A 23742-nucleotide genomic window follows, 5' to 3' on the forward strand; every position below is an offset into this window, starting at 1 on the left:
GCCGTGTGGTTGACGGAGGCAGACTGAGGCGGTGAAGCGCGCCACCCTCTGCCCGGAGCACCTGCTCCCGGAGCACGGGGTTCCGCCACCGTGGCCGGGCCGGGAGGTCCGGCTCGACGGCATGGTCAGCTACGTCCGGGACACTCCGGCCGCCGTCCCGGGTGCTCAGCCGGCCCTGTACGTGCACGGCCTGGGCGGCTCTTCGCAGAACTGGACCGACCTGGCCGGCCTGCTCGCCGTCCGGATGGCCGGCCAGGCGATCGACCTGCCCGGCTTCGGACGCAGCGAGCCCGGCCACCGTTACACGGTGCCGGCGTTCGCCGAGCGGCTGATCCGGTACATCGAGCATTCCGACCGGGGGGCCGTGCATCTCTTCGGGAACTCGCTCGGTGGGGCGATCGCCGTGCAGGTCGCCGCGCTCCGTCCCGACCTGGTACGCACGCTGACCCTGATCTCGCCGGCGCTGCCCTTCCTCAACTTCCGGCGCTCGTTGCAGGGTCGGCTGTTGCCGCTGCTCGCCCTGCCCCAGGCGGAGCGGATGGCGGCGCGGCGGCTGACCGAGCTGGCGCCGGAGGCGATGGTCGAGCGGTTGCTGGAGGATTGTGTGGCCGACCTCAGCCGGATCTGCGAGCAACGCCGGCGGGAGGCGCTGGAGGAGATCCGGCTGCGCTATCAGGCCGAGCACTACGCGGCCGCGTACGTCCGGACGTTCCGCGGGCTCGTCTCCAGCTTTCTGCGGTCGTACCTGCCCGGGCCGGGTTCGCTCTGGCGGCTGGCCCGGTCGGTGCGGGCGCCCACCCTGGTCGTCGGGGGCGGGCGTGACCGGCTGGTGGACGTCCGCGTCGCCCCGCAGGCGGCCCAGGTCATCCCGGACAGCCGGCTGCTGATGTTGGGCCGGGTGGGGCATGTGGCGCAGATCGAGGCACCCCGGCTGGTCGCCCGGGCGGTGCTGGGACTACTCACCGAAACGGGGGAGGGTGCAGAGCGTCACGATCTGGCACGCTGAGCCGGATGCCCAGCTCCGCGCCCCGCTCTGCCGGTGACCCGATGGTCTCGGCCGGTCGATGCCCGGCCGATTCGCCGGGGTCCGCGCCGGGCCCGGCGGACGGCGAAGCGGTATCTGGTCCGCCGAGTGGCGCGAACGGCGCCCGCGGCCGGCGCGGGGTCGCGAAGCAGCTCCGCGGCCGCCGGTTCCAGATGATCGCCCAGCTGTCGGTGGTGCTGCTCGCGATCGGGGCGGCGGTCACCGTGATCGTGCGGCATCAGGGTGGCGATTCCCGGCCGGCACCGGCCGACGTGGCGACGCTGCCTCTTGCCGCAGCGCCGCTGCCGTTGCTCGGTTCGTCTCCGGCGACTCCGTCGCCGTCCACCTCGGCGTCTGCGGTGTTCCGGCTGCCGGGGCCCGTGCCCTCGGCCGGCACCGGCCGGTTCGGCCACGTCGATCGCACCGGGCCGATCCTTGGTGAGGCCGGCCGGGTGCAGCGCTACCGGGTCGCGGTCGAGTCGGGGAGCGGGGAGGACCCGGGCGAGTTCGCTCGGGCGGTGCAGGTCGCGCTCACCGGCCCGGGCAGTTGGGTGGACAGCGGCCGGCTGCGGCTGCGGCAGGTGGCCGGCAAGGCGGATGCCGACTTCACCGTGTACCTGGCGACGGCCCGTACGGCTGCGCGGATGTGCGCGCGGGGCGGGGTGGACATCCGGGTCGGCGGTCGTCCGTACACCTCGTGCCGGGCGCCGGGGAAGGTCGTCATCAACCTCGACCGGTGGCGGCTCTCCGTTGCGCATTTCGTGGCGGCGAAGGTGCCGTTGTCGGTCTACCGGCTGTATGTGATCAACCATGAGGTGGGGCACCAACTGGGCAATCGCCATGAGCGCTGTCCCGGCAAGGGCAGGGCGGCGCCGGTGATGATGCAGCAGACTCTCGCCCTCAAGGGGTGCCTCGCCAACCCGTGGCCGTATCGCGGCGGCCGCCGGTACGCCGGGCCGCCGCTCTGACGCCTCACATCGGGGGCGAGTTGCGTCTCTTCTTCCTGAATCGTGCGCTTCGTGTATTTTGCCGACTTGACCCGATAACCGATCCGAGGTGGCATTAGCCTTGAACGTCATGTAATGGGGGATTGATCTGGCACCCTGAAGGCATGACCGCGTCCTCCTACTACCCGCCTGCTCCGTCTCGACGGCCGGAGAGCCCGCGGCGCGCGGCGCTCCTGCGGATGTACCGGCGGCGCCGCCGCAGCATCCTGCTCGGGGTGGTGCTGCTCCTCGCGGCCGCCGCCGCCGTCGCCGTGACCCGCGCCGGTACGCCGCCGGCGCCCTCGCCTGTGGCGGAACCGCTGCCGCAGAAGGGCGGGGTCGGGGCACACGAGGCGCCACGCGAGGTTCCGCACGTCGTGCCCTCGTACGGCGCAGGTCGGTTCGTCACCGCCACCGGTGGCACGCCGGTGCGGGGCGAGGGTGGCCCGGTGCGCCGCTACCACGTCGCGGTGGAAGAGGGCAGCGGCCAGGACGCCGACGCGTTCGCGGCGAGCGTGGACGAGACACTCGCCGACCCGCGCAGTTGGATCGCCTCGGGCGAACTGCGGGTGCAGCGGGTGGCGGAGGCGGTGGAGGCCGACTTCACCGTCTACCTCGCCACCCCGGTCACCTCGGAACAGATGTGCGCCGAGGGTGGGTTGAGCACCGAGGCGTACACCTCCTGCCGCCTGCCCGGGCAGGTCATCATCAACCTGGCCCGATGGATGGAGGCGGTGCCCGACTACGGTGCCCCGCTGTCCGTCTACCGCACGTACGTGATCAACCACGAGGTCGGGCACGAGTTCGGCGAGCTGCACGAGTCCTGCCCCGAGCCGGGCAGCCCGGCTCCGGTCATGCAGCAGCAGACGTACGGGCTGGAGGGCTGCCTCGCCAACGCCTGGCCGTACCTCGGCGGTCTCCGGTACGAGGGCGAGATCGTTCCGTAGCCGACGCCCGGGTGGCGGAGCCCGGCAAACCACCCATCGCCGGCGGGGCACGATGATCCACTGCGTTATTCCCCTCCCGAATGACGGGCGGCGTGTCCCCCCTCATGGCCGACACGTCCGTTGCCGAGTGACAATGGCCGGGTTCGCACCGCCGATCCCGGGGAGTCCATCGTGTCGTTGCCCCCGCTCGTCGAGCCCGCCGCCGAGCTGACCGTTGACGAGATCCGCCGCTACTCGCGCCACCTGATCATCCCCGACGTCGGCGTCGAGGGGCAGAAGCGGTTGAAGAATGCCCGAGTGCTCTGCGTGGGCGCGGGCGGGCTGGGCTCACCGGCCCTCATGTACCTCGCCGCCGCCGGCGTCGGCACGCTGGGCATCATCGACTTCGACACCGTCGACGAATCCAACCTCCAGCGCCAGATCATCCACGGCGTCTCCGACGTCGGCCGGTCCAAGGCCGAGTCGGCCGCGGCGAGCATCCGTGAGATCAACCCGCTGGTCAAGGTGGAGATCCACAACACCGCGCTCGACCGGGAGAACGTCCGGGAGATCTTCTCCCAGTACGACCTGATCGTCGACGGCACCGACAACTTCGCCACCCGCTACATGGTCAACGACGCGGCGGTGCTGCTCGGCAAGCCGTACGTCTGGGGCTCGATCTACCGCTTCGACGGCCAGGCGTCGGTCTTCTGGGCCGAACACGGCCCCTGCTACCGCTGCCTCTACCCAGAGCCCCCGCCGCCCGGCATGGTGCCCTCCTGCGCGGAGGGCGGCGTGCTGGGTGTGCTCTGCGCGTCGATCGGTTCGATCCAGGTCAACGAGGCGATCAAACTGCTCGCCGGCATCGGTGAGCCGCTGGTCGGCGGTCTGATGGTCTACGACGCCCTGGAGATGTCGTACCGCAAGATCAAGGTCCGCAAGGATCCGAACTGTGTGCTCTGCGGGGAGAACCCGACCGTCACCGACCTGCTGGAGGACTACGAGGACTTCTGCGGCGCCGTGTCGGAGGAGGCCCAGGAGGCGGTGGTCGACTCGACCATCACCGCGCTGGAGCTCAAGGAGTGGCAGGACGCCGGCAAGGACGTCTTCCTGGTCGACGTCCGGGAGCCGGCCGAGTACGAGATCGTCCGCATCCCCGGCGCGACGCTGATCCCCAAGGGCGAGATCATCTCCGGCGAGGCGCTCTCGCGCCTCCCGCAGGACCGGCAGATCGTGCTGCACTGCAAGTCCGGCGTCCGCTCGGCCGAGGCGCTCGCCGCGCTCAAGGCCGCCGGATTCCGGGACGCGGTGCACGTCCAGGGCGGCGTGCTCTCCTGGATCAAGCAGATCGATCCGTCGCTGCCCGAGTACTGACCGACCGGCGAGGTCGGGGCGGCCGGTGACCGCTCCGACCTCGGCCGATTCTCTGAGGCGGGATCGCGTTTACGCAGGTAGCGTGTCCGCTGTGGTCGATTTGGATGCCGCCATCGGGTTCGTGGTGGCGCACGGGGACGCGGTGGAACGCGCCCGGCTCTCCCGGCTGCGCACCCGAGCGCCGGTGCCGGTCGAGCTGATCGAGCGGGCCGAGTTCGGGCAGGCGCCGGACGGCGGCTGGCCGGCCACCCTCGACGGCCCGATCGGCTCGGTCGACGCCACCTGCTTCCGCCTCGCCGAGCTGGACGATCTGGGCGCGCTCGGTCGACCGGCGGCCCGGCACGCGCTGGACTGGCTCGCCACCCGGCAGCTGGCCGACGGTGGTTGGGAGGAGGACCCGGCGCTGGCCGACGTCGCTCCGGAGTGGGCCCGCCCAGGTGACCCGGAGGCCCGGCTCTACCTCACCGCCAACGCGGGCTTCTGGCTGACCGTCGCCGGGCTCGACGCCCGGTCCGCCGGCCCGCTCGATCATCGGGTCGGCGGGGCGTACGCCGGGGTGGTGCAGGCGGCCGCGCAGGCCGTCGCCGATCGGCTCGGCCCCGACGGCAGCTGGCCGTCGTTCCTGCCCGCCGGCTGGCTGAGCGCCGCGGTGCTGCATCGCCAGGGCATGTACGACGAGTCGGCGCGGATCCAGACGGTGCTGGCCGAGCGGATCCCGCAGCTGTCCCCGGCGGACACCGCCTGGCTCGCCGCGACACTCCGCCGCGTCGAGATCGGCGAGGAGCAGTGGCTTCTCGTGTCCGCCCGGCGCCGGCTCGCCGAGACCCAACGCAGCGACGGTGGCTGGGACAGCGACGACGGCCACCAGTTCGACGTGCACACGACGCTGCGGGCCGTCCGCGCCTGCATCACACCGGCCACCGCTGCGGCGACCGCGACGACGGAGGCGGCCGCCGCCGCGCAGTGACGGCTCGGCGGCCGCCGAGCCGTCGTTCTTCTCGCCGGCCCGACGGTCAGCCGCGCAGGTGGCCGTCGCCGGTCACGACGTACTTGGTGCTGGTCAGCTCCGGCAGCCCCATCGGGCCGCGAGCGTGCAGCTTCTGCGTGGAGATGCCGATCTCCGCGCCGAAGCCGAACTCGCCGCCGTCGGTGAACCGGGTGGAGGCGTTCACCATCACCGCAGCCGCGTCCACCCGAGCCACGAACTCGCGGGCCGCCGTGGTCGAGTCGGTGACGATCGCCTCGGTGTGCCCGGTGCCGTAGCGCCTGATGTGCGCGACCGCGGCGTCGAGGGTGTCGACTACGGCCACCGAGATGTCCGCGGAGAGGTACTCGGTGGCGAAGTCCTCCTCGGTCGCCGCCACCACGGCGGTCGAGTGCGCGGCGACCCGCTCGTCGCCGTGCACGGTCACCCCCGCCTCGGCGAACGCGGCCAGCATCGGGGGCAGGAAGGTGTCCGCGACCGCCGCGTGCACGAGTAGCGACTCGGCCGTGTTGCAGGTGGAGAGCCGCTGCGTCTTCGCGTTCAAGGTGATCGCTACGGCCTTCGACACGTCCGCGGCGGCATCGACGTACACGTGGCAGTTGCCGACCCCGGTCTCGATCACCGGGACCGTCGACTCCTCGACCACGGTGCGGATCAGCGACGCGCCACCGCGCGGGATCAGCACGTCGACCAGTCCGCGGGCACGCATCAGCTCCTTCACCGAGTCGCGGGAGGTGGCGTCGAGCAACTGCACCGCGTCGGCCGGCAATCCTGCTCCGGCGACCGCGTCGCGCAGCACCGCGACCAGTGCCGCGTTGGAGTTGGCCGCGGAGGAGGAGCCCCGCAGCAGCGCCGCGTTGCCCGACTTCAGGCAGATCCCGGCGGCGTCGACTGTCACGTTCGGGCGGGCCTCGTAGATGATCCCGACCACCCCGAACGGCACCCGGACCTGCCGCAGCTCCAAGCCGTTGGGCAGGGTCGAGCCGCGTACCACCTCGCCCACCGGGTCGGGCAGCGCGGCCATCTGCCGCAGCGCGTCGGCGATACCGGCCACCCGATCCTCGTCGAGGGCGAGCCGGTCCAACACGGCCGCGCTCAGCCCGGCCTCCCGCCCCGCCGCCAGGTCCGCCTCGTTCGCGGCGAGGATCTCGGGCGTACGTGCCACCAGCGCGTCGGCCATCGCGTGCAGCGTGGCGTCCTTTGTCGTACGCGTCGCGACGGCCAGCGCCTCCGCCGCCACCCGCGCCCGACGAGCCTGCTCGGTCACGCTCATCCCATCACTCCGCTTCGCTCCGTGCCGTCCTGAGTCACTGTCGCCCTGGGTCGATGATCCGCCCGCTGCCGAGTTCACAGCAGAACCAGGTCGTCGCGGTGTACGACCTCGCGTTCGTACGCCGGGCCGAGCGCCGCGGCGAGTTCCGGAGTGGAGCGGCCCAGCAGCCCGGGCAGTTCCACCGCGTCGTAGTTGACCAGTCCCCGGGCGACCGGTGTCTGCTGGGCGTCCACCAGGTCCACCGGGTCTCCCGCGGTGAACGCCCCGTCGACCGCCGTGATGCCGGCCGGCAGCAGCGACTTGCGCCGCCCGACCACCGCGGCGACCGCACCCTCGTCCAGGTGCAGCCGGCCTCGGGGAGAGGTCGCGTGCGCGAGCCAGAACAACCGTGCCGCCGGACGCCGGCTCCGCGGATGGAAGAAGGTGCCGACCTCCTCGCCTGCCAGCGCCGGGGCGGCCAGCGGGGCGGCGGTGAGCACCACCGGGATGCCGAATCCGGTGGCGATCCGGGCGGCCTCGACCTTCGTCACCATGCCGCCGGTGCCGACTCCGGCCCGGCCCGCGCCGCCGATCGTGACACCCGTCAGGTCCTCCTCGCCGCGCACCTCGGCGATCCGGGCGGATTCGGGTTTGCGGGGGTCGCCGGTCCAGAGCGCGTCGACGTCGGAGAGGAGCACCAGCAGGTCGGCCTGGACGAGCGCGGCGACCAGGGCGGCCAGCCGATCGTTGTCGCCGAACCGGATCTCCTCGGTGGCCACCGTGTCGTTCTCGTTGACGATCGGCACCGCCCGCAGGTCGAGCAGCTTGCGCAGGGTCCGGTACGCGTTGCGGTAGTGCGCCCGGCGGGTGACGTCGTCGACGGTGAGCAGCACCTGCCCCACCGTCCGGTGGTGTCGGGCGAAGCCGGCCGCGTACCGGCCGATCAGGAGACCCTGCCCGACGCTGGCCGCGGCCTGCTGGGTGGCCAGGTCGCGCGGGCGGCGGGACAGCCCCAGCGGGGCCAGGCCGGCCGCGATCGCGCCGGACGAGACCAGCACGACCTCCCGGCCGTCGGCCGCGAGCGCCCCGAGGGCGTCGACCAGCGCGTCGACCCGCTCACCGGCCAGGCCGCCGGTCGCGGTGGTCAACGAGGAAGACCCGATCTTGACGACGACCCGTCGGGCCGCCGTTACCGCTTCACGCACAACGACCATTCTGCGTGGTCAGGGCGGCCCCGCCCCGCCGCGTTCCCATAGTGTGGCGCGCTGTGACACCTGACGAGTACGTCGAAGCGGTGCTGGATCTGGTCGAGCGGATCCCACCGGGCCGGGTGATGTCGTACGGGGCGGTCGCCGATGCGCTCGCGGAGCGGTCCGGCCGCTCCTCGGCCCGGCTGGTGGGCAACATCATGGCTCGTCACGGCGGCGCGGTGCCCTGGCATCGGGTGGTCAACTCGGCGGGGCGACTGCCGCCGGGGCACGAGCGGGAGGCCCGGGCCCGGTTGCGCGCGGAGGGGACGCCGCTGCGCGGCGTCGGGGTGGACATAACGGCGGCCAGCTGGTCGCCGGGGTCGGCCGGCGCCGGCGAGGGCCCGTAGCGACCGGAGAGCGGATGTGACCGACGCCATAATGTGAGTAGCATTCGGCGCCATGGACGCGCCGCCGGCTGGTCCGGCCTCCGTCCCGGGCGGCCTGCCGCGCCGGGTGCACCTCGGCTACGCGCTCGGCTCGCTCGCCACCGGTGCCTTCGGCACCGTGCCCGGTCTGCTGCTGCTGCCGTACCTCACCGACACACTCGGAGTGGCCGCCGGGCTGGCCGCGCTGCTGGTGCTCGTGCCGAAGGCGTGGGATGTGCTGGTGAACCCGGTGGCCGGTCGCATCTCCGACCGCACCGGGTCGCGCTTGGGTCCCCGCCGCCCGTACCTGCTCTTCGCCGGTCTCGCGCTCGCCCTGCTCTTCGCCGGCATCTTCGCCGCGCCGTTCGGGCCGGGCCGCGCGGCCGGGGCGTACGTGGCGGTGGCCTTCCTCGCCACGGCCACCGCGTTCGCCTTCTTCCAGGTGCCGTACGTGGCGATGCCGGCCGAGCTGACCGAGGACTACGCCGAGCGCACCCGGCTGATGACCTGGCGGATCGCCGTGCTGGCCCTGGCCATCCTGGTCTCCGGGGCGGTCGCCCCGATCGTGGTGACCGCGGGCGGCGAAGGGCTCGCCGGGCACCGGTGGATGGGCCTCTTCGTCGCGGCGCTGATCGCGGTCGGCGCGGTCAGCGCGTACGCCGGCACCCGGGCGGCGCCGACCGGCCGGGTACGCGGAAGCGAGCCCACGCTCCGCGCCCAGTTGGCGGTCGCCGGCCGCAACCGCGCGTTCCGCGCACTGCTGGTCTGCTTCGTGGTCCAGTCCGCCGGGGTGGCCACCATCCTGGCCGGGGTCAACTACTTCGCCGACCAGATCCTGCGGGACCCGAAGACCGGGGCGACCCTGCTGTTCGCCTGCTTCGTCGGGCCGGCGCTGCTGGTGATGCCGCTCTGGACCCGGATCGGCGCCGGGGTCGGCAAACTCCGTGCCCTGGTCGCGGCGTCACTGCTGCTCGTGGTGGGCGTGGCGGCGCTGGCGGCTGCGCCACTGGTGCCGGCGGCCGCGGTCTACCCGGTGGTCGCCCTGGTCGGCGCCGGGTACGCGGGCCAGCAGGTCTTCGCGCTCGCGATGCTGCCCGACTGCATCAGCTGGGACGAGGCACGCACCGGCCGGCGGCAGGCCGGCGTCTTCACCGGGGTCTGGACGGCGGGGGAGACCCTCGGGCTGGCGCTCGGACCGGGCATCTACGGGCTGGTGCTGCAACTTGCCGGCTACGTCTCCTCCGACACCGGAACGGCCGCGGCGCAGTCCGGCACCGCCCGCCTCGGCATCCTGCTCGGCTTCACCGTGATCCCCGCTCTGCTGGTGGCCGCACCGCTGATCCTCCTGCGCCACTACGACCTACCCGCCGCGCCGGACGCCGCCGCCGATCAGCCGGTCGTGGCGGGAACGACAACCCACGAGCCACCCGGAAGGGGCGTCACCACCTCATGACCGACGAGCGGACCGACGCAAGCGCGCTGCCGGAGCAGGGACTCCCCGCCGAGCGGGTGCTCGACGAGATCCGCCTGCTGCGTGCGCAGGATCGCCCGACGCACGGTGGGCAGCTCTTCGCGTACGTCTACGACCCGGCCGTGCCCGGCCTGGACGAGCTGGCCGCCACGGCACACGCGGCCAGCGCGCACGCCAACGGGTTGGACCCGACCGCGTTCCCGTCCCTGCTGGCCATGGAGAACGCCCTGGTCGGTGCGGCGGCCGGGCTGCTCGGCGGCGGACCCGGCAGCACCGCGCCGGACGTGGTCGGCAGCGTCACCAGCGGCGGCACCGAGTCGCTGATCCTGGCGGTGAAGGCCGCCCGGGACGCCCACCCGGAGATCACCACGCCCCGGCTCGTGGTGCCGGCGAGCGGGCACGCGGCCTTCGCCAAGGCGGCCCACTACCTGCGGGTGGCGCTCGACGTGGTGCCGGTCGACCCGGAGACGCTGCGCCCCGACCCGGCCGAGACCGCCGCCGCCCTCGGGCCGGACACCGTGCTCGTGGCCTGCTCCGCCCCGTCGTACGCGCACGGGGTGATCGACCCGGTCACCGAGATCGCCGCAGCGGCCGCGGCGGCGGGGGTGCGCTGCCACGTGGACGCCTGCTTCGGCGGCTGGACTCTGCCGTACCTGCGCCGGCTCGGCGCACCCGTGCCGCCGTTCGACTTCGGGGTGCCCGGCGTCACCTCGATCTCGGTCGACCTGCACAAGTACGCGTACGCGCCGAAGGGCGTCTCCGTGCTGCTGCACCGTGATCTGGCCCTGCGCGCGCCGCAGTACTTCGCGTACGCCGACTGGCCCGGCTACACGATGATCAATCCGACGATCGCCTCGACGCGTTCGGGCGGCCCGATCGCCGCGGCGTACGCCACCCTGCGGCACCTGGGCGACGACGGCTACCTGCGGCTGGCGGCGGCCACCCGGGAGGCCGTGGCCGGGCTGGCCGACGCCGTACGCGGCCTACCCGGGCTGCGGCTGATGGCCGAGCCGGAGTCCACTGTCGTCTGTTTCACCACCACCGATCCGGAGCTCGACCTGTTCGTGCTGGTCGACGAGCTGACCGTCCGGGGCTGGCACACCCAGCCGCAGCTCGCGTACGCCGGCCTGCCGGCGAGCGTGCACCTCACCGTGACCGCGGCGGTGGCCCCCCGGGTGGGCGAGTTCGGCCCGGCGCTGGCCGAGGCGGCGAACGCCGCCCGGGCAGCCGGCCCGGTCGTGCTGCCCGAGGAACTGCGCGCGCTCGCCGGGACGCTCACCCCGGACGCGCTCACCGCCGAACTGGTCGCTGGGCTCGCCGCCGGCCTGGGCCTGGGCGGCCCGGCCGGCGCGCTGCCCGACCGGATGGCGATGGTGAACACGCTGCTCGACGCCGCGTCCCCGGCGCTGCGGGAGCGGCTGCTGGTGGAGTTCGTCGGCCTGCTCCAGCGGCCCAGCCGGTGACCAGTGGCGATCCGCTGACCCGTGCGAGCACCGGGTGGCCTGCCGCCGGCCGTCAAGGGTGGCCGGCGGCTGTGGTTGACTGGGCCGAAGGTTCGGGAAGGGGGCGTTCGTGCAGCTGCCGGCAGTGCTCGGCGAGCCGATCCGGTTCGTGCTGAACTGGGGCCGCCGCTATTCGCTCTGGGTCTTCAACTTCGGCCTGGCCTGCTGCGCGATCGAGTTCATCGCGACGAGCATGAGCCGGCACGACTTCATGCGACTCGGGGTGATCCCGTTCGCGCACGGCCCCCGGCAGGCCGACCTCATGGTGGTCTCCGGGACGGTGACCGACAAGATGGCCCCGGCGATCAAGCGGCTCTACGACCAGATGCCCGAGCCGAAGTACGTCATCTCGTTCGGCGCCTGCTCCAACTGCGGCGGCCCGTACTGGGACTCGTACTCGGTGACCAAGGGGGTCGACCAGCTCATTCCGGTCGACGTCTACGTGCCCGGCTGCCCGCCCCGGCCGGAGGCGCTGCTGCACGGCATCCTGCGCCTCCAGGAGAAGATCGCTGCCGAGCAGTCCGGCCCCGGCGGGGTGTCCCGCCCGGACCTGCTCGCCGCCCCGGTCGACGCCGCGCCGAGCGACGGCGCCGTCCCACGCTCGGTGGCGTCGCTCACCGCCCCGCCGGTACGCCCACCCGCGAACTGACCGGCGCCCCGCCGTCTCGCCGCGGCTCCGCGACCTGGCCGAGCGCGGCCGGACCGGCCGTTGGCGCAGGGGGAATAGCCTGCGCACATGAGCAGCTCAGGGCAGCGTCGCGCCGCGCACATCGTCGACGTGTTGATCGCGGAGTTCGGGGCGTCGATGGCGCTCGACCCGGCCGCCTTCCGCCGCAAGTTCCGCAAGATGGCCGCCTCTCCGTTCGCCTTCTACCGGGGCAGCGCCGCGCTCTTCTACGCCGACCAGCGCGGCGACTTCGCCGACGACCGGTTCCTCGACGAACGCACCAGCCGGGTGTGGATCCACGGCGACCTGCACGCCGAGAACTTCGGCACCTACATGAACGCCTCGGGGCAGCTGGTGTTCAACGTCAACGACTTCGACGAGGCGTACGTGGGGCCGTTCACCTGGGATCTGAAGCGCTTCGCGGCCAGCGTGGCGCTGCTCGGCTACGCCAAGGCGCTCTCCGACCGGGCGATCACCGAACTGGTCACCGGCTTCGCCCGCGCGTACCTCACCGAGCTGCGGGCGATCGTCGCGGGCGGCGACGACGCCATCGGCTCGATCACCCTCGACAACGCCGACGGTGTGCTGCGTCAGGTGCTTCAGCAGGCCCGCCTCTACACCCGCGTCGACCTGCTCGCCACGCAGACCACCATCGACAACTATGAGCGGCGGTTCTCCCTCGGCGACGGCGTGTACGAGGTCGACGACGACACCCGGCAGGCGGTCAGCGCGGCCTTCGAGGCGTACCTCGGCACGCTGCCCGTCTCCTCGGCCCGGCTGCGTCCGGTCGAGACCCGGATCAAGGACGTGGTGCTGCGCAAGGGCGTGGGCATCGGCTCGGCCGGGTTGCCGTCGTACAACCTGCTGCTGGAGGGGCACACCCAGGCGCTGGAGAACGACGTCGTCATCTACATGAAGCAGGCGCAGGTGCCCGCGGTGGTGCGGCACATCCCCGACGAGTCGATCCGTGGCTACTTCCAGCACCAGGGGCACCGGACGGCCGAGTCGCAGCGGGCGTTGCAGGCGCACGCCGATCCGTGGCTGGGCTTCACCGAGCTGGGCGGGGTCGGGCAGCTGGTCGCCGAGGTCTCGCCGTACGCCGCCGACCTGGACTGGGCGGACGTCAACGAACCGGATGAGCTGGCCGGGGTGCTGTCCGACCTGGGCCGAGCGGTGGCCCGGATGCACTCGGTCGCCGACGACGAGTCCAGCCATGATCTGGTCGACTACTCCACGGAGGAGGCGATCATCGCGGCGGTGGACCAGGACGAGTCGAGTTTCGTGGGCCACCTGGTGGAGTTCGCCCACGCGTACGGGCTGCGGGCCCGGGAGGACCACCAGCTCTTCGTGGACGTGTTCCGCAACGGCCGGCTGCCCGGCCTCTGAGCCGGCTGCCCGGGCATGTGAGCCGGCTGCCGGGTTCCCGAGCCGGCCGGTCGGGGCGCGGGCCGCGGGTCAGACCGCGAACTCCAGCACGACCTTGATGTCGTCCGGCCCGCTCGTGTACGCGTCGGCGTACCCCGACACCGGCACCCGGCGGCTGATCAGGGAACTGAGCCACAGCGGGTCGGCCCGGCGGAGCGACGCCGCGGCCAGTTCCCAGTGCCGCCGGTTGGCGTTCACGGAGCCGAAGACCACGTTGTTCTCCAGCACCAGCGACCGGTTGAGCGCGCCGGCGTCGAAGTCGATCGTCCGACCGCCGCTGGACACCCCGGTCAGGCAGACGATGCCGTTCGGTGCGGCCTTGCACATCACCTCGAGCACCACAGTCGGCGCCCCGGTGCACTCCAGCACGACGTCCGGCTCGAAGTCCAGCTCGTGGACCGGCACCGAATGGTAGGTAGCGCCCAGCGCGTGAACCAGCTCCGGCTTCGGGCCGCTGGTGGCGAGGTCGAGCACGTGCACGGAGAACCCGCGCTGGGCGGCGAGCAGAGCGGCGAGCAGGCCGATCGGGCCGGCGCCGGTGACCAGCACGATCTTCGGCTGCCAGACGGACCGCTGCCCGATCCGTTCGATGTGGTCCCACGCCTTCGCGACGATGCTCGTCGGTTCGAGCAGCATGCCGACCTGGCCGAGCGCCCGGTCCAACGGGACGGCGTACGGGGGCTGGATCCGCCAGCGGTCCCGGGCGAATCCGGGCAGCGCCTTGATGCCGTGCTCCGTGTAACGGCCGTTGCGGCACATGTCCCACTCGTCGGCCGCGCAGTTCGGGCAGGGCACCGGGTCCGGATGCCGGACGATGCCGGCCACCAGGTCCCCCGGCTGAAGGGTGCCGGTCGGGTCCTCCAGCACCCGGCCCAGCGACTCGTGCCCGATCACCAGGCGCCGTTCGCCCGGCGGCGCCTCGCCGTACTCCCCGGCGATGATCTCGTGATCCGTGCCGCAGACGCCGACGGCCAGGGACTCGACCAGGATCGAGCCCTCCTCGGGGGCCGGTTCCGGATAGTCCTCGATCAACTCCAGGGAGTTGGCGGTCCCGGGGGCCACAGTCACAGCGCGCACGTCTGTCATCTTCGCCCCTCCGCGGCCGTCCCGACGGGCAAAGCGGCAGATCATCTCCGGGCGACCCGCACCGGCGGACGTGTCCGCCGGTGACCGACGCGAGAATCGGGGCGGCCCGCTCGGGTGGGCCGGAGCGGGCCGGCGGTAGCTCCTGTTCCACGAGACCGTGCCCGGGCCGGACCGCCGCCTGGGCCGCGCTCGCTCGGGCGGGCCTCATGAAACAGGCCCTAGGATCAGCGCATGACTCCGGAAGAGGTCGGCAGCCGGATGGCCACGCTGCTCGCGCCGGCCGAGACCACCCCCTCGGTCTCCGGTGGCGCCCGGCACGCCCGAGCCACGGTGGACGTGCCGTTGGCCAGCTGGCGCGACGCGGTCCGTACGGCCCGCGACGACGCGGAGCTGAGCTGCGACTTCTTCGACTGGCTCTCGGCCGTGGACGAGCTCGCCGAGGGGTTCGACGTGGTGGCGCACCTCTGGTCGACCCGGCATCGGCACGGCCTGCTGCTGCGTACCCGGGTACCGCGCGAGGCGTCCACGGTCGCCTCGGTGGTCGACCTCTACCCCGGGGCCGACTGGCACGAGCGGGAGACGCACGAGATGTTCGGCATCGGCTTCGCCGGTCACACCGGGCTGCGCCCGCTGTTGCTCCCGCCCGAGTTCGAGGGGCATCCGCTGCGCAAGGAGTTCGTGCTGGCCTCGCGGGTGGCCAAACCGTGGCCGGGCGCCAAGGAGCCGGGCGAGTCCGAGGCGGGCGGCGGCCGGCGACCGATCCGCCCGCCAGGCGTGCCCGCGCCCGGGGAGTGGGGCAGCACCCCCACCCCGGCCGGCGCCGGCGGTGCGGGGGAGGGGCGGCGTGGCGGCACGCCGGCTCGCCCGGCCGGTGACCGGCCCGCGCGACCGGCGCCGGGGGCCCGTGCCGGGCGTACCGGCCGACCGGTCCCGACCGACGGCGGCCCGGCGGCCCGCCGCAGCTCGGCCACGACGCCTGACGTGACCGGAACGACCGGCGACGGCCCGGAGCCTGCCGAGGACTCGGCGTCCGGCGGCCCGGGTAGGGCGACCGCCGCCGAGCGGCCGGGCCCGACGGCCGGTGGTCCGGCAGCGGACCGCCCGGCGACGCCGCCGCCCGGTGAGGCCGGCCGTGACGGCGACGACGGGGACGCGTCCTGATGCCGATCTGGTTGGAGCTGCTGATCCGGGTCGCAGCGGTCCTGGTCGCCTTCCTCGTCCTGCCGCTGCTGGTCGGCCAGGCCGAGCACAAGGTGATGGCGCACATGCAGGGCCGGCTCGGCCCGATGTACGCGGGCGCGTTCCACGGCTGGGCGCAGCTCGTCGCCGACGGGCTCAAGTTCGTGCAGAAGGAGGACGTCACCCCGCGCGACGCGGACCGTTCCGTCTTCCGCCTGGCGCCGGTGATCGCGCTGGTGCCGTACCTGCTCGTGCTCCTGGTGATCCCGCTCGGCCCGAACGACCTGGTCGGGCAGCCGCTGGACGTCGGGCTGTTCTTCGTGCTCGCGGTGGTGGGTGTCGGGGTGCTGGCCGTGCTGATGTCGGCCTGGGCCTCGGCCAACAAGTACAGCCTGCTCGGCGGGTTGCGCGGCGCCGCGCAGCTGCTCGGCTACGAGCTGCCGTTGGTGCTGGCCGCGGCGTCGGTGGCGATGGCGGCGGGCACGCTCAGCCTCTCCGGCATCGTCGAGGCGTGGCGGCCCTGGTGGCTGCTCTGGCAGGCACCCGCGATGATCGTCTTCTTCGTGGCCGGGCTCGCCGAGATCCGCCGCCCGCCGTTCGACATGCCGGTCGCCGACTCCGAACTGGTCTTCGGCTACATGACCGAGTACACCGGGCTGCGCTTCGCGTTCTTCCTGCTGGCCGAGTACGTCGGCATCGTGGTGATCGCGGCGCTCACCACGGTGCTCTTCCTCGGCGGCTGGCACGGGCCCGCCGACGACCAACTCGGCTGGCTCTGGACGTTGCTCAAGGTGTTCGCCGTCGCCTTCGTGATCATCTGGCTCCGGGTGTCGTACCCGCGGCTGCGGGAGGACCAGCTCCAGCGCCTCTGCTGGCTGGTCCTCGTTCCGGCGTCCCTGGCGCAGCTGGTCCTCACCGCCGCGGTCCGCGTCGCCCTGTGAGGCACCCCCCGCACGTCGGCGTACCGGCAGATTGAAGCCCCCTCCGCGAGGGAGGGGGCTTCACCGCCGAGCCTGCTCAGCGCTGCGGGGTGTGCGCGGGGTCGACCGGCTCCGCGGGCGGCGGAGGCGGGGTGCCGTCACCGAACGGACGACCGCCGAGCGCCTCCCGGCCGTGTGGCGTGAGCCAGTTGGCCAGGTCCGGCCCGAGCGGCACGATGCCCGTCGGGTTGATGTCCCGGTGCACCTCGTAGTAGTGCTGCTTGATCTGGTCGAAGTCGACGGTGTCGCCGAAGCCGGGGGTCTGGAACAGGTCCCGGGCGTACGCCCACAGCACCGGCATCTCCGTGAGCTTCTGCCGGTTGCACTTGAAGTGGCCGTGGTAGACCGGGTCGAACCGCACAAGCGTGGTGAACAGCCGCACGTCGGCCTCGGTGATGGTGTCGCCGACCAGGTAGCGCTGGCCGGACAGCCGCTCGCTCAACCAGTCCAGCCGGTCGAAGAGCCGCCGGTACGCCTTCTCGTACGCCTCCTGGCTGCCGGCGAACCCGCACCGGTAGACGCCGTTGTTGACGTCCCTGAACACCACGTTGTTGACCTCGTCGATTTCGCCACGCAGCCGCTCCGGGTAGAGCTCCGGCGCGCCCGCGCGGTGGTAGGCCGTCCACTCGGTGGAGAGGTCGAGACTCATCTGCGCGTAGTCGTTGGTCACCACCTGCCCGGTCGGCACGTCCACCATCGCCGGCACGGTGATGCCCCGCTCGTAGCCGGGGAACCGCTTGAAGTAGGCCTCGGCCAGCCGCTCGATGCCGAGCACCGGGTCCCGCCCACCCGGGTCGAGGTCGAACGTCCAGCTCCGCTTGTCGTGCGTCGGCCCGGCCATCGCCATCGAGATGGCGTCCTCCAGGCCCAACAGCCGGCGGACGATGACCAGGCGGCTCGCCCAGGGGCAGGCTCGGCTGACCGCGAGCCGGTACCGGCCGGGCTCGACCGGGTAGCCGTCTCGTCCGTCGACGGTGATCCGGGTCGCGATGTACCGCTGGTCGCGGGTGAACTCACCACCCGGCTCCACGTACTTGCCGCCGGTGCGCAGCAGCACCTCCTCGTCGGTCTCGGTCCCGCTGCCTTCGCTGCTCGTACCCACGCCGCCCCTCCGATCCTGTCGCCTCGTCCCATTCTGGCGGCTGGGCCGGGCGGCTGCGGGGCGTCCGTCGCGAGCGGCGGCTGGGTCGGGCGCCCCCGGCGCTACGCTGCCTCCTGTGATCGACACGGAGGCGGCGGCGCGGCGATTCATCTCCGACGTGTGGAACGCCGGGCGCGAGGAGTCGGCGTACGAGCTGATCGCCCCCGACTGCCCGGGTCTGGGCGGCACCGGCCCGGAGGCGACCCTGGCCTGGCACCGGGACCGGCGGGCAGCCTTCCCCGACCTCCGTTACAAGATCGTCGACCTGGTCGCCGCCGGGGACCGGGTCGCCGTGCACTGGCGGGCGGCCGGCACCCAGGTGGGCCCGTTCGGGCCGGTGCCGCCGACGGGCCGGGTGGCCAGCTACTCCGGCGCGACGTTCCTGCGCTTCGACGCGAGCGGGCGGATCGCCGACGTGTGGAGCGTCAACGAGCTGTTCCAGGTGCTCCAGCAGCTCGGCGTCGAGATGATCCCCCCGCTCGGCGGTGTCACCGGCCCCGGGTCGTGATCCGGGCAAGCGGCAGGTTGATCGGGAACGGCTCACCGGTGTCGACGAACTTCGTCCACCGGCCGGTCTCTGTGTAGACCTCGTTCACCGCGTCGATTCGGTAGGTGACGATCTCGAGCGTGCCGTCGTCCGTCTCGACACGCCAATAGAACGGGATGCCTGCCTGGGCGTAGAGCGCCGGCTTCAACACCCGGTCTATCGAGCGGGTACTCGGGGAAACGATCTCGATGGCAAGGACGACCTCATGCGGCTCGTACCGCGAGGGTTCGCGTGCTGCCGCGGTCGATGTGGTCACCAGTACGTCCGGAATGAAGGAGCGGGTGTGGTTTATCCGCACCTCGACTCCCTGGGTGACGTCGTAGTCGTCGGGGCACTCGGCCTCGAGAGCGACGCCGAGACGCATCGCGATGGTCTGGTGAGTGCGGGTAGGGGAGGGGGACATCAGCAGCACTCCATCGAGCAGCTCCCGGCGGCGGCCATCCTCGGGCAGCGCATCCAGATCGTCTGTCGTCCACCCACCCTCGGGCGGATAGTCGCTCTGCAGCGCGGCGGTCATGGCGGGTCCTTTCAGGCGGTCGCTCTCCCCGGGTCCACCGTACCGCCGGCCGAGCTCGGGGGGCGCTCGCGCGCGCCCGGGTCACAGGGCAGGATGGTCCGCATGAGCGACCGCAGCGAGCGCACGCCGGACGACGTCGCCGGTGACCGCGGCCTGCCCGGTGCGGGCCTGGTCAAGGGGCTGGCGGTCACCCTGAAGACGATGACCCGGCGCTCCACCACCCAGCAGTACCCGGACGTGGCCCCCGAGCTGCCGCCCCGCTCGCGCGGCGTGATCGCGTTGCTCGAGGAGAACTGCACGGTCTGCATGCTCTGCGCCCGCGAGTGTCCGGACTGGTGCATCTACATCGACTCGCACAAGGAGGAGGTGGCGGTGCCCGGCGCCGCCCGCCCCCGCCAGCGCAACGTGCTCGACCGGTTCGACATCGACTTCTCGCTCTGCATGTACTGCGGGATCTGCGTGGAGGTCTGCCCGTTCGACGCGCTCTACTGGTCACCCGAGTTCGAGTACGCCGAGTACGACATCAAGGACCTGCTGCACGACAAGGACCACCTCGGGGAGTGGATGGACACCGTCCCACCGCCCCCGGCGCACGACCCGAACGGCGAGCCGGCCAAGGAGGAGACCAGCGCCGCCCGCAAGGCGGCGGTCCCCGCCGCCCGGCCCACCACCCCGCCCGTACGCCGCGAGCCCGGCTCGCCGGGCGAGGCGACGACATGACCGTCGCGGACGTGCTGCTGCTCGCGCTCGGCGCGGTGGCGGTCGGCTCGGGCGTGCTGGTGGTCACCACGAAGCATCTGGTCCGGGCGGGTCTCTACCTGGTCGTCTGCCTGGGCGCGCTGGCCGGCGACTACCTGGTGCTCACCGCCGAACTGGTGGCCTGGGTCCAGGTGCTCATCTACGTGGGCGCCGTGGTGGTGCTGCTGCTCTTCGCGGCGATGCTCACCCGGGCGCCGATCGGCGCCTCCGACGACCTGGACCGGCCCGGCTGGCCGGCCGCGCTGATCGGCGGTGGCGTCGGGCTGGGACTGACTACGCTGCTCGTCGACGCGTACCGGTGGACGACCGTGCGGCTGCCCGACGCGGGCACGGCCGAGCGGATCGGCGGGGAGATCTTCCGCAGCTGGGTGCTCCCCTTCGAGGTGCTCTCGGTGCTGCTGCTCTCCGCCCTGGTCGGCGCGGTGGTGCTCTCCCGGCCGGACATCGGGCGGCCGGGAGCGGAGCAGCCGGAGCGTACGGAGGCGGGCCGGTGAGGCCGGTCGTCCCGTACGTCACCGCGGCGCTGCTGTTCGGGCTCGGCACCTACGGCGTGCTGCGCCGCCGCAACGCGGTGCTGGTCCTCATGGCGGTCGAGCTGATGCTCAACGCGGTCAACCTGATCCTCGTCACCGCCGACACCACGGTGCGGGCCGCGCTGCCGCACAGCGGCCAGGTCTTCGCGCTCTTCGTCATCGTGCTGGCCGCCGCCGAGATCGGGGTGGGCCTGGCGATCGTGCTCCAGCTCTACCGGTTGCGGGCCACCGTGGCCGTCGACGAGGTTCCGCTGACCGAGCCGTCGGTGACGGTGGACGCGGACGCACGGGAGGCGCGGTGAACGGCACCACGGTGCTCGGTGTGCTGCTGCCGGTCGTACCGCTGGTGGCCGGCCTGCTCGGGCTGCTCCTGCCGCCCTCGCCGCGCGGCCTGACGGGGCACGGCCGGGGCGCGGCGACCGGCGAGGCGTGGGCCCGGCGGGCAGCGATCACCCTCGGCGTGACCGGCGCGGCCGGGGCGTTCGCGCTCGCGGTCGCCCTGCTGGCCACGTTGGACTCCCCGACCGAGGCGAGCACCACCTGGGTGGAGCTGGGCGGCCTGGACGTCAGCCTCGGCGTCCGCTTGGACGGTGCCGCCGCGCTGGTCGCGGTGGCCGTCGGCGCGGTCGCGCTGGCCGTGCAGGTCTACTCGATCGGCTACCTGAAACGCGGTCCGCACGACGACGTCGACGTCGACCACCGCTACCCGCCGTACGCCGCCCAGATCAGCCTCTTCACGGCGGCGATGCTGCTGGTGGTGGTGTCGGGAGACCTGCTGCTGCTGCTCGTCGGCTGGGAGGTGATGGGCATCTGCTCGTACCTGCTCATCGCGCACGACCGCCGGCTGCCCGAGGCGCCCGCCGCCGCGGTGAAGGCGTTCCTGGTCACCCGGGTCGGCGACGTGGGCTTCCTGCTGGGCATCGCGCTGCTCGGCGTCCCCGCAGGCAGTTTCCGGATCGCCGACGTGCTGGCCGCCGACCACTCCGCCGGCACGCTCACCGCCGCCTGCCTGCTGCTGCTCGCCGGTGTGGCCGGCAAGAGCGCGCAGTTCCCGCTGCACACCTGGCTGCCCGACGCGATGGCCGGTCCGACCCCGATCAGCGCGCTCATCCACGCCGCCACGATGGTCGCGGCCGGCGTGTACGCCGTCGCCCGGCTCTACCCCCTCTTCGAGGCCGCGCCGGTCGCGCTGACCGTGCTCGGGGTGCTCGCCTCGGTCACCCTGCTGCTCGGGGCGCTCGCGGCGACCGCCCAGGACGACATCAAACGGGTGCTCGCCTGGTCGACGGTCTCCCAGATCGGCTACATGACCGGCGCGCTCGCCGTCGGCTCACCCGGCGCGGCGCTGTTCCACCTGCTCACCCACGCCGCGTTCAAGGCGCTGCTCTTCCTGGCGGCCGGCGCGGTGATCCACGCCGTCGGCACCACCCTGATGTCGAAGATGGGCGGGCTGCGCCGCGGCATGCCTGTCACGTTCTGGTGCACGGTGGTCGGCCTGGGCGCGCTGGCCGGGCTGCCGCCGCTCGCCGGCTTCTGGAGCAAGGACGGCGTGCTCGCCGCGGCGCAGGAGGCCGCGTTGGACGGCGCGGGACCGACACCGTCCTGGGTGGGCTGGCTGGTCTGGCTCTCCGGACTGGCCGGCGTCGCGATCACCGCCTGGTACGCCACCCGGCTCCTGCTGCGTGCCTTCCTCGGCGAGACCCGGGCCCCGCTCGCCCACCCGCACGACCCGCCGGGCACCCTGCGCTGGCCGGTGCTGCTGCTCGCCGTACCGGCGGCGCTGCTCGGGTTCGCCGGGTTCGCCGGCCCGTTCGCCGACCGGCTCCAGCCTCCGGTCACCGGGGCACGCCCGTCGGATCTCCTGCCGGCGGAGCCGCTGGTGCACCTCGCGCCGTCCGTACTGCTGCCGCTGGCGCTGCTGCTGCTCGGCGCCGGCCTGGCCTGGGCCTGCTGGCGCCGCGACCCGGCCGCCGACCCGGCGGCCGCGCTGGGTCCACTGCGGCCGGTCTTCGCGGCGGCGTTCCGGCTCGACGACGTCCAGCACACCCTGGTGGTACGTCCCTACCGGGCGCTCGCCCGGGCGGTGCGCGCCGGTGACGAGCGGGTGGTGGACGGCGCGGTGGAGGGCAGCGGGCGGGCCGCGTCCGGCCTCGGCGCCGGGCTGGCCGCGCTGCACCGCGCCGCGCTGCCCCGGGCCGCCGCCGGGGTGCTGGCCGGTGCGCTGCTGATCGGGCTGGCCGCCGCGCTGATCGGAGCGAACGCATGACCTTCGGGCAGTTCCTGCTGGTCGCCGTCCTGGGGGTGCCGGCGCTCGGCGCGGTCGTGGTGGTCGCCACCCCGGCGGACCGGGCGGCCCGGCTGGTCGGCACGGTGGCCGCCGGGCTCACCCTGCTCGCCGCGTTGCCGCTCGCCGCCGGCGACCGGGGCTGGTTCGCCTGGTCGGCGGCCACGCCCGCGGTACGTCCGTGGCATCAACTCGACCTGCCGTGGGTGCCCGGGCTGGAACTGCGCTTCCACCTCGGCGTGGACGGCATCTCCTACCCGCTGGTGGTGCTGACCGCGCTGCTGACCCTGCTCTGCTGCGCCTACAGCCTGCATCGGGTGCCGGCCGGCGGCAGCGGCCGGACACTGGTCGCCCTGCTGCTGGTGATCGAGGTCGGCATCCTGGGCACGTTCCTCGCCCTGGACCTGGTCCTGTTCTTCCTCTTCTTCGAGGTCGTCCTGCTGCCCATGTACGCGGTCATCGCCGGCTGGGGCGGCGAGGACCGGCGTCGGGCGGCCCGCAAGTTCGTCCTCTACACGCTCCTCGGCTCGGTGCTCCTGCTGGTCGGCGTGTACGTGGTGGTGTCCGCCGCGGGCACCGCCGACATCGTGGCGCTCACCGGTGGTGGCGGACTCTCCCGGGGCACCCAACTTTTCGCGTTCACGCTGCTCGCCCTGGCCTTCGCGGTGAAGAGCCCGCTCTGGCCGTTGCACTCCTGGCTGCCGGACGCACACACCCAGGCGCCCACGGTGGGCAGCGTGGTGCTCGCCGGGGTGCTGCTGAAGATGGGCACGTACGGGCTGATCCGGGTGGCGGTCGGGGTGGCCCCGGAGGGGGCCCGCTGGGCCGCGCCGGTGCTCGGCGTACTCGCCGTCGCGGCGATCCTCGTCGGCGCGCTGGTCTGCCTGGCCCAGACCGAGCTGAAGCGGCTGATCGCGTACTCCAGCGTCGGGCACATGGGCTTCGTGCTGCTCGGCGTCGCCACGCTCACCAGCACCGGCATCCAGGCCGCACTGATCGGCAACGTCGCGCACGGGGTGATCACCGGCCTGCTGTTCTTCCTCGCCGGGGCGGTCAAGGACCGTACGAACACCGGGGTGCTCGCCGAGCTGTCCGGGCTGCGGGAGACCGCGCCCCGGCTCGCCGGCCTGCTCGGCTTCGCCGCTATCGCCTCGCTCGGCCTGCCCGGGCTGGCCGGGTTCTGGGGCGAGGCGTTCGCCGTGATCGCCGCGGTCGAGGTGGGTGGGCCGCTCTGGACCACCCTCGGCGTGCTGGCCGCGGTCGGCGGGGCGCTCACCGCCGCGTACTTCCTGCGTCTGCTGCGTCAGGTCACCCACGGCCGGCCCAGCCCGGCGGTGGGCCGGCTCGCCCCGACGCTGGCCGGCGGGGAGCTGACCGCCTGGACGCCGCTGGTGCTGCTCGCGCTCGCCATCGGGCTGGCCCCGGCACTGGTGCTCGGCATCGCCGAGACCCCCGTGAACGCCCTGGTGGAGGTCCTCCGATGAGCGCG

Annotated in this window: 22 protein-coding genes and 1 pseudogene; 18 read left to right on the forward strand and 5 right to left on the reverse strand. The window is 73.2% G+C overall.

Annotated elements, in window-relative coordinates:
* Positions 1-31 precede the first annotated feature (31 nt).
* From ABZS42_RS21385 to ABZS42_RS21405, 5 genes are all read left to right on the forward strand, one after another.
* Complete coding sequence (locus ABZS42_RS21385) at positions 32-1006, forward strand: alpha/beta hydrolase (protein WP_355147828.1); 975 nt, start codon at positions 32-34, stop codon at positions 1004-1006.
* 191 nt (positions 1007-1197) lie between these two features.
* Entirely contained in the window at positions 1198-1992 is a 795-nt protein-coding gene (locus tag ABZS42_RS21390; protein WP_355147830.1) for a DUF3152 domain-containing protein, read from the forward strand.
* 143 nt (positions 1993-2135) lie between these two features.
* The gene (locus ABZS42_RS21395) at positions 2136-2957 is read left to right on the forward strand and encodes a DUF3152 domain-containing protein (protein ID WP_355147832.1); all 822 of its coding nucleotides are present in this window, start codon (positions 2136-2138) and stop codon (positions 2955-2957) included.
* Between the two features lie 171 nt (positions 2958-3128).
* Positions 3129-4310, forward strand: coding sequence for an adenylyltransferase/sulfurtransferase MoeZ (gene moeZ, locus ABZS42_RS21400; RefSeq protein ID WP_355147834.1), 1182 nt, complete (start codon positions 3129-3131; stop codon positions 4308-4310).
* Positions 4311-4401: 91 nt separating this feature from the next.
* Positions 4402-5277 (forward strand): prenyltransferase/squalene oxidase repeat-containing protein, encoded by an 876-nt coding sequence (locus ABZS42_RS21405; protein WP_355147836.1) that lies wholly within the window; start codon positions 4402-4404, stop codon positions 5275-5277.
* Between the two features lie 46 nt (positions 5278-5323).
* On the opposite strand, the gene ABZS42_RS21410 is transcribed toward ABZS42_RS21405, so the two are convergent.
* Positions 5324-6568: a glutamate-5-semialdehyde dehydrogenase gene (locus ABZS42_RS21410; protein WP_355147838.1), complete on the reverse strand. Its 1245-nt coding sequence runs from the start codon at positions 6566-6568 to the stop codon at positions 5324-5326.
* Between the two features lie 74 nt (positions 6569-6642).
* The gene (gene proB / locus ABZS42_RS21415) at positions 6643-7752 is read right to left on the reverse strand and encodes a glutamate 5-kinase (RefSeq protein WP_355147840.1); all 1110 of its coding nucleotides are present in this window, start codon (positions 7750-7752) and stop codon (positions 6643-6645) included.
* A 62-nt stretch (positions 7753-7814) separates the two neighbouring features.
* Between proB and ABZS42_RS21420 the strand changes: the two genes are divergently transcribed.
* From ABZS42_RS21420 to ABZS42_RS21440, 5 genes are all read left to right on the forward strand, one after another.
* Positions 7815-8144, forward strand: a complete 330-nt coding sequence (locus ABZS42_RS21420) for an MGMT family protein (RefSeq protein ID WP_355147842.1) — start codon at positions 7815-7817, stop codon at positions 8142-8144.
* A gap of 52 nt (positions 8145-8196) precedes the next feature.
* Positions 8197-9615: an MFS transporter gene (locus ABZS42_RS21425; protein WP_355147844.1), complete on the forward strand. Its 1419-nt coding sequence runs from the start codon at positions 8197-8199 to the stop codon at positions 9613-9615.
* Positions 9612-11096, forward strand: coding sequence for an aminotransferase class V-fold PLP-dependent enzyme (locus ABZS42_RS21430; protein ID WP_355147846.1), 1485 nt, complete (start codon positions 9612-9614; stop codon positions 11094-11096). Before ABZS42_RS21425 ends, ABZS42_RS21430 begins: the two co-directional genes overlap by 4 nt.
* A 109-nt stretch (positions 11097-11205) precedes the next feature.
* Positions 11206-11784 (forward strand): NADH-quinone oxidoreductase subunit B family protein, encoded by a 579-nt coding sequence (locus ABZS42_RS21435; protein ID WP_355147848.1) that lies wholly within the window; start codon positions 11206-11208, stop codon positions 11782-11784.
* Positions 11785-11871: 87 nt separating this feature from the next.
* Positions 11872-13188, forward strand: coding sequence for a DUF2252 domain-containing protein (locus tag ABZS42_RS21440; protein ID WP_355147850.1), 1317 nt, complete (start codon positions 11872-11874; stop codon positions 13186-13188).
* Between the two features lie 69 nt (positions 13189-13257).
* On the opposite strand, the gene ABZS42_RS21445 is transcribed toward ABZS42_RS21440, so the two are convergent.
* A complete protein-coding gene (locus tag ABZS42_RS21445) occupies positions 13258-14304 on the reverse strand; it encodes a glucose 1-dehydrogenase (RefSeq protein ID WP_355147852.1) in 1047 nt (348 codons plus the stop codon).
* 240 nt (positions 14305-14544) lie between these two features.
* Here ABZS42_RS21445 and ABZS42_RS21450 point away from each other — a divergent pair.
* Together ABZS42_RS21450 and nuoH are read left to right on the forward strand one after the other, a co-directional pair.
* Positions 14545-15144: pseudogene (locus tag ABZS42_RS21450) on the forward strand (NADH-quinone oxidoreductase subunit C); the annotation flags it as partial.
* A 329-nt stretch (positions 15145-15473) separates the two neighbouring features.
* Complete coding sequence (gene nuoH, locus ABZS42_RS21455; protein WP_355147854.1) at positions 15474-16433, forward strand: NADH-quinone oxidoreductase subunit NuoH; 960 nt, start codon at positions 15474-15476, stop codon at positions 16431-16433.
* Between the two features lie 76 nt (positions 16434-16509).
* On the opposite strand, the gene ABZS42_RS21460 is transcribed toward nuoH, so the two are convergent.
* On the reverse strand, positions 16510-17529 hold the full coding sequence (locus ABZS42_RS21460; protein WP_355147891.1) for a glutathione S-transferase C-terminal domain-containing protein: 1020 nt from the start codon (positions 17527-17529) through the stop codon (positions 16510-16512).
* A gap of 160 nt (positions 17530-17689) precedes the next feature.
* On the opposite strand from ABZS42_RS21460, the gene ABZS42_RS21465 reads away from it, so the two are divergent.
* Entirely contained in the window at positions 17690-18121 is a 432-nt protein-coding gene (locus ABZS42_RS21465; protein WP_355147856.1) for an ester cyclase, read from the forward strand.
* Here ABZS42_RS21465 and ABZS42_RS21470 read toward each other — a convergent pair.
* Positions 18102-18677, reverse strand: coding sequence for a Uma2 family endonuclease (locus tag ABZS42_RS21470; RefSeq protein WP_355147858.1), 576 nt, complete (start codon positions 18675-18677; stop codon positions 18102-18104). The two genes, ABZS42_RS21465 and ABZS42_RS21470, sit on opposite strands and share 20 nt — an antisense overlap.
* 93 nt (positions 18678-18770) lie before the next feature.
* Here ABZS42_RS21470 and ABZS42_RS21475 point away from each other — a divergent pair, with 93 nt between their 5' ends.
* The 5 genes from ABZS42_RS21475 to ABZS42_RS21495 are packed head-to-tail and all read left to right on the forward strand — an operon-like array spanning position 18771 to position 23737.
* The gene (locus tag ABZS42_RS21475; protein WP_355147860.1) at positions 18771-19397 is read left to right on the forward strand and encodes an NADH-quinone oxidoreductase subunit I; all 627 of its coding nucleotides are present in this window, start codon (positions 18771-18773) and stop codon (positions 19395-19397) included.
* The gene (locus tag ABZS42_RS21480) at positions 19394-19930 is read left to right on the forward strand and encodes an NADH-quinone oxidoreductase subunit J (RefSeq protein WP_355147862.1); all 537 of its coding nucleotides are present in this window, start codon (positions 19394-19396) and stop codon (positions 19928-19930) included. The genes ABZS42_RS21475 and ABZS42_RS21480 overlap by 4 nt, the downstream gene beginning before the upstream one ends.
* Positions 19927-20271 (forward strand): NADH-quinone oxidoreductase subunit NuoK, encoded by a 345-nt coding sequence (nuoK, locus tag ABZS42_RS21485; RefSeq protein ID WP_355147864.1) that lies wholly within the window; start codon positions 19927-19929, stop codon positions 20269-20271. Before ABZS42_RS21480 ends, nuoK begins: the two co-directional genes overlap by 4 nt.
* Positions 20268-22235 (forward strand): NADH-quinone oxidoreductase subunit L, encoded by a 1968-nt coding sequence (locus ABZS42_RS21490; RefSeq protein WP_355147866.1) that lies wholly within the window; start codon positions 20268-20270, stop codon positions 22233-22235. Before nuoK ends, ABZS42_RS21490 begins: the two co-directional genes overlap by 4 nt.
* Complete coding sequence (locus ABZS42_RS21495; RefSeq protein WP_355147868.1) at positions 22232-23737, forward strand: NADH-quinone oxidoreductase subunit M; 1506 nt, start codon at positions 22232-22234, stop codon at positions 23735-23737. Before ABZS42_RS21490 ends, ABZS42_RS21495 begins: the two co-directional genes overlap by 4 nt.
* The last annotated feature ends 5 nt before the right edge of the window (positions 23738-23742 follow it).

Origin of the sequence: Micromonospora sp. NPDC005367 (genome assembly GCF_040606825.1) — a bacterium.
In the GTDB taxonomy this organism is placed as follows: Bacteria; Actinomycetota; Actinomycetes; order Mycobacteriales; family Micromonosporaceae; genus Micromonospora.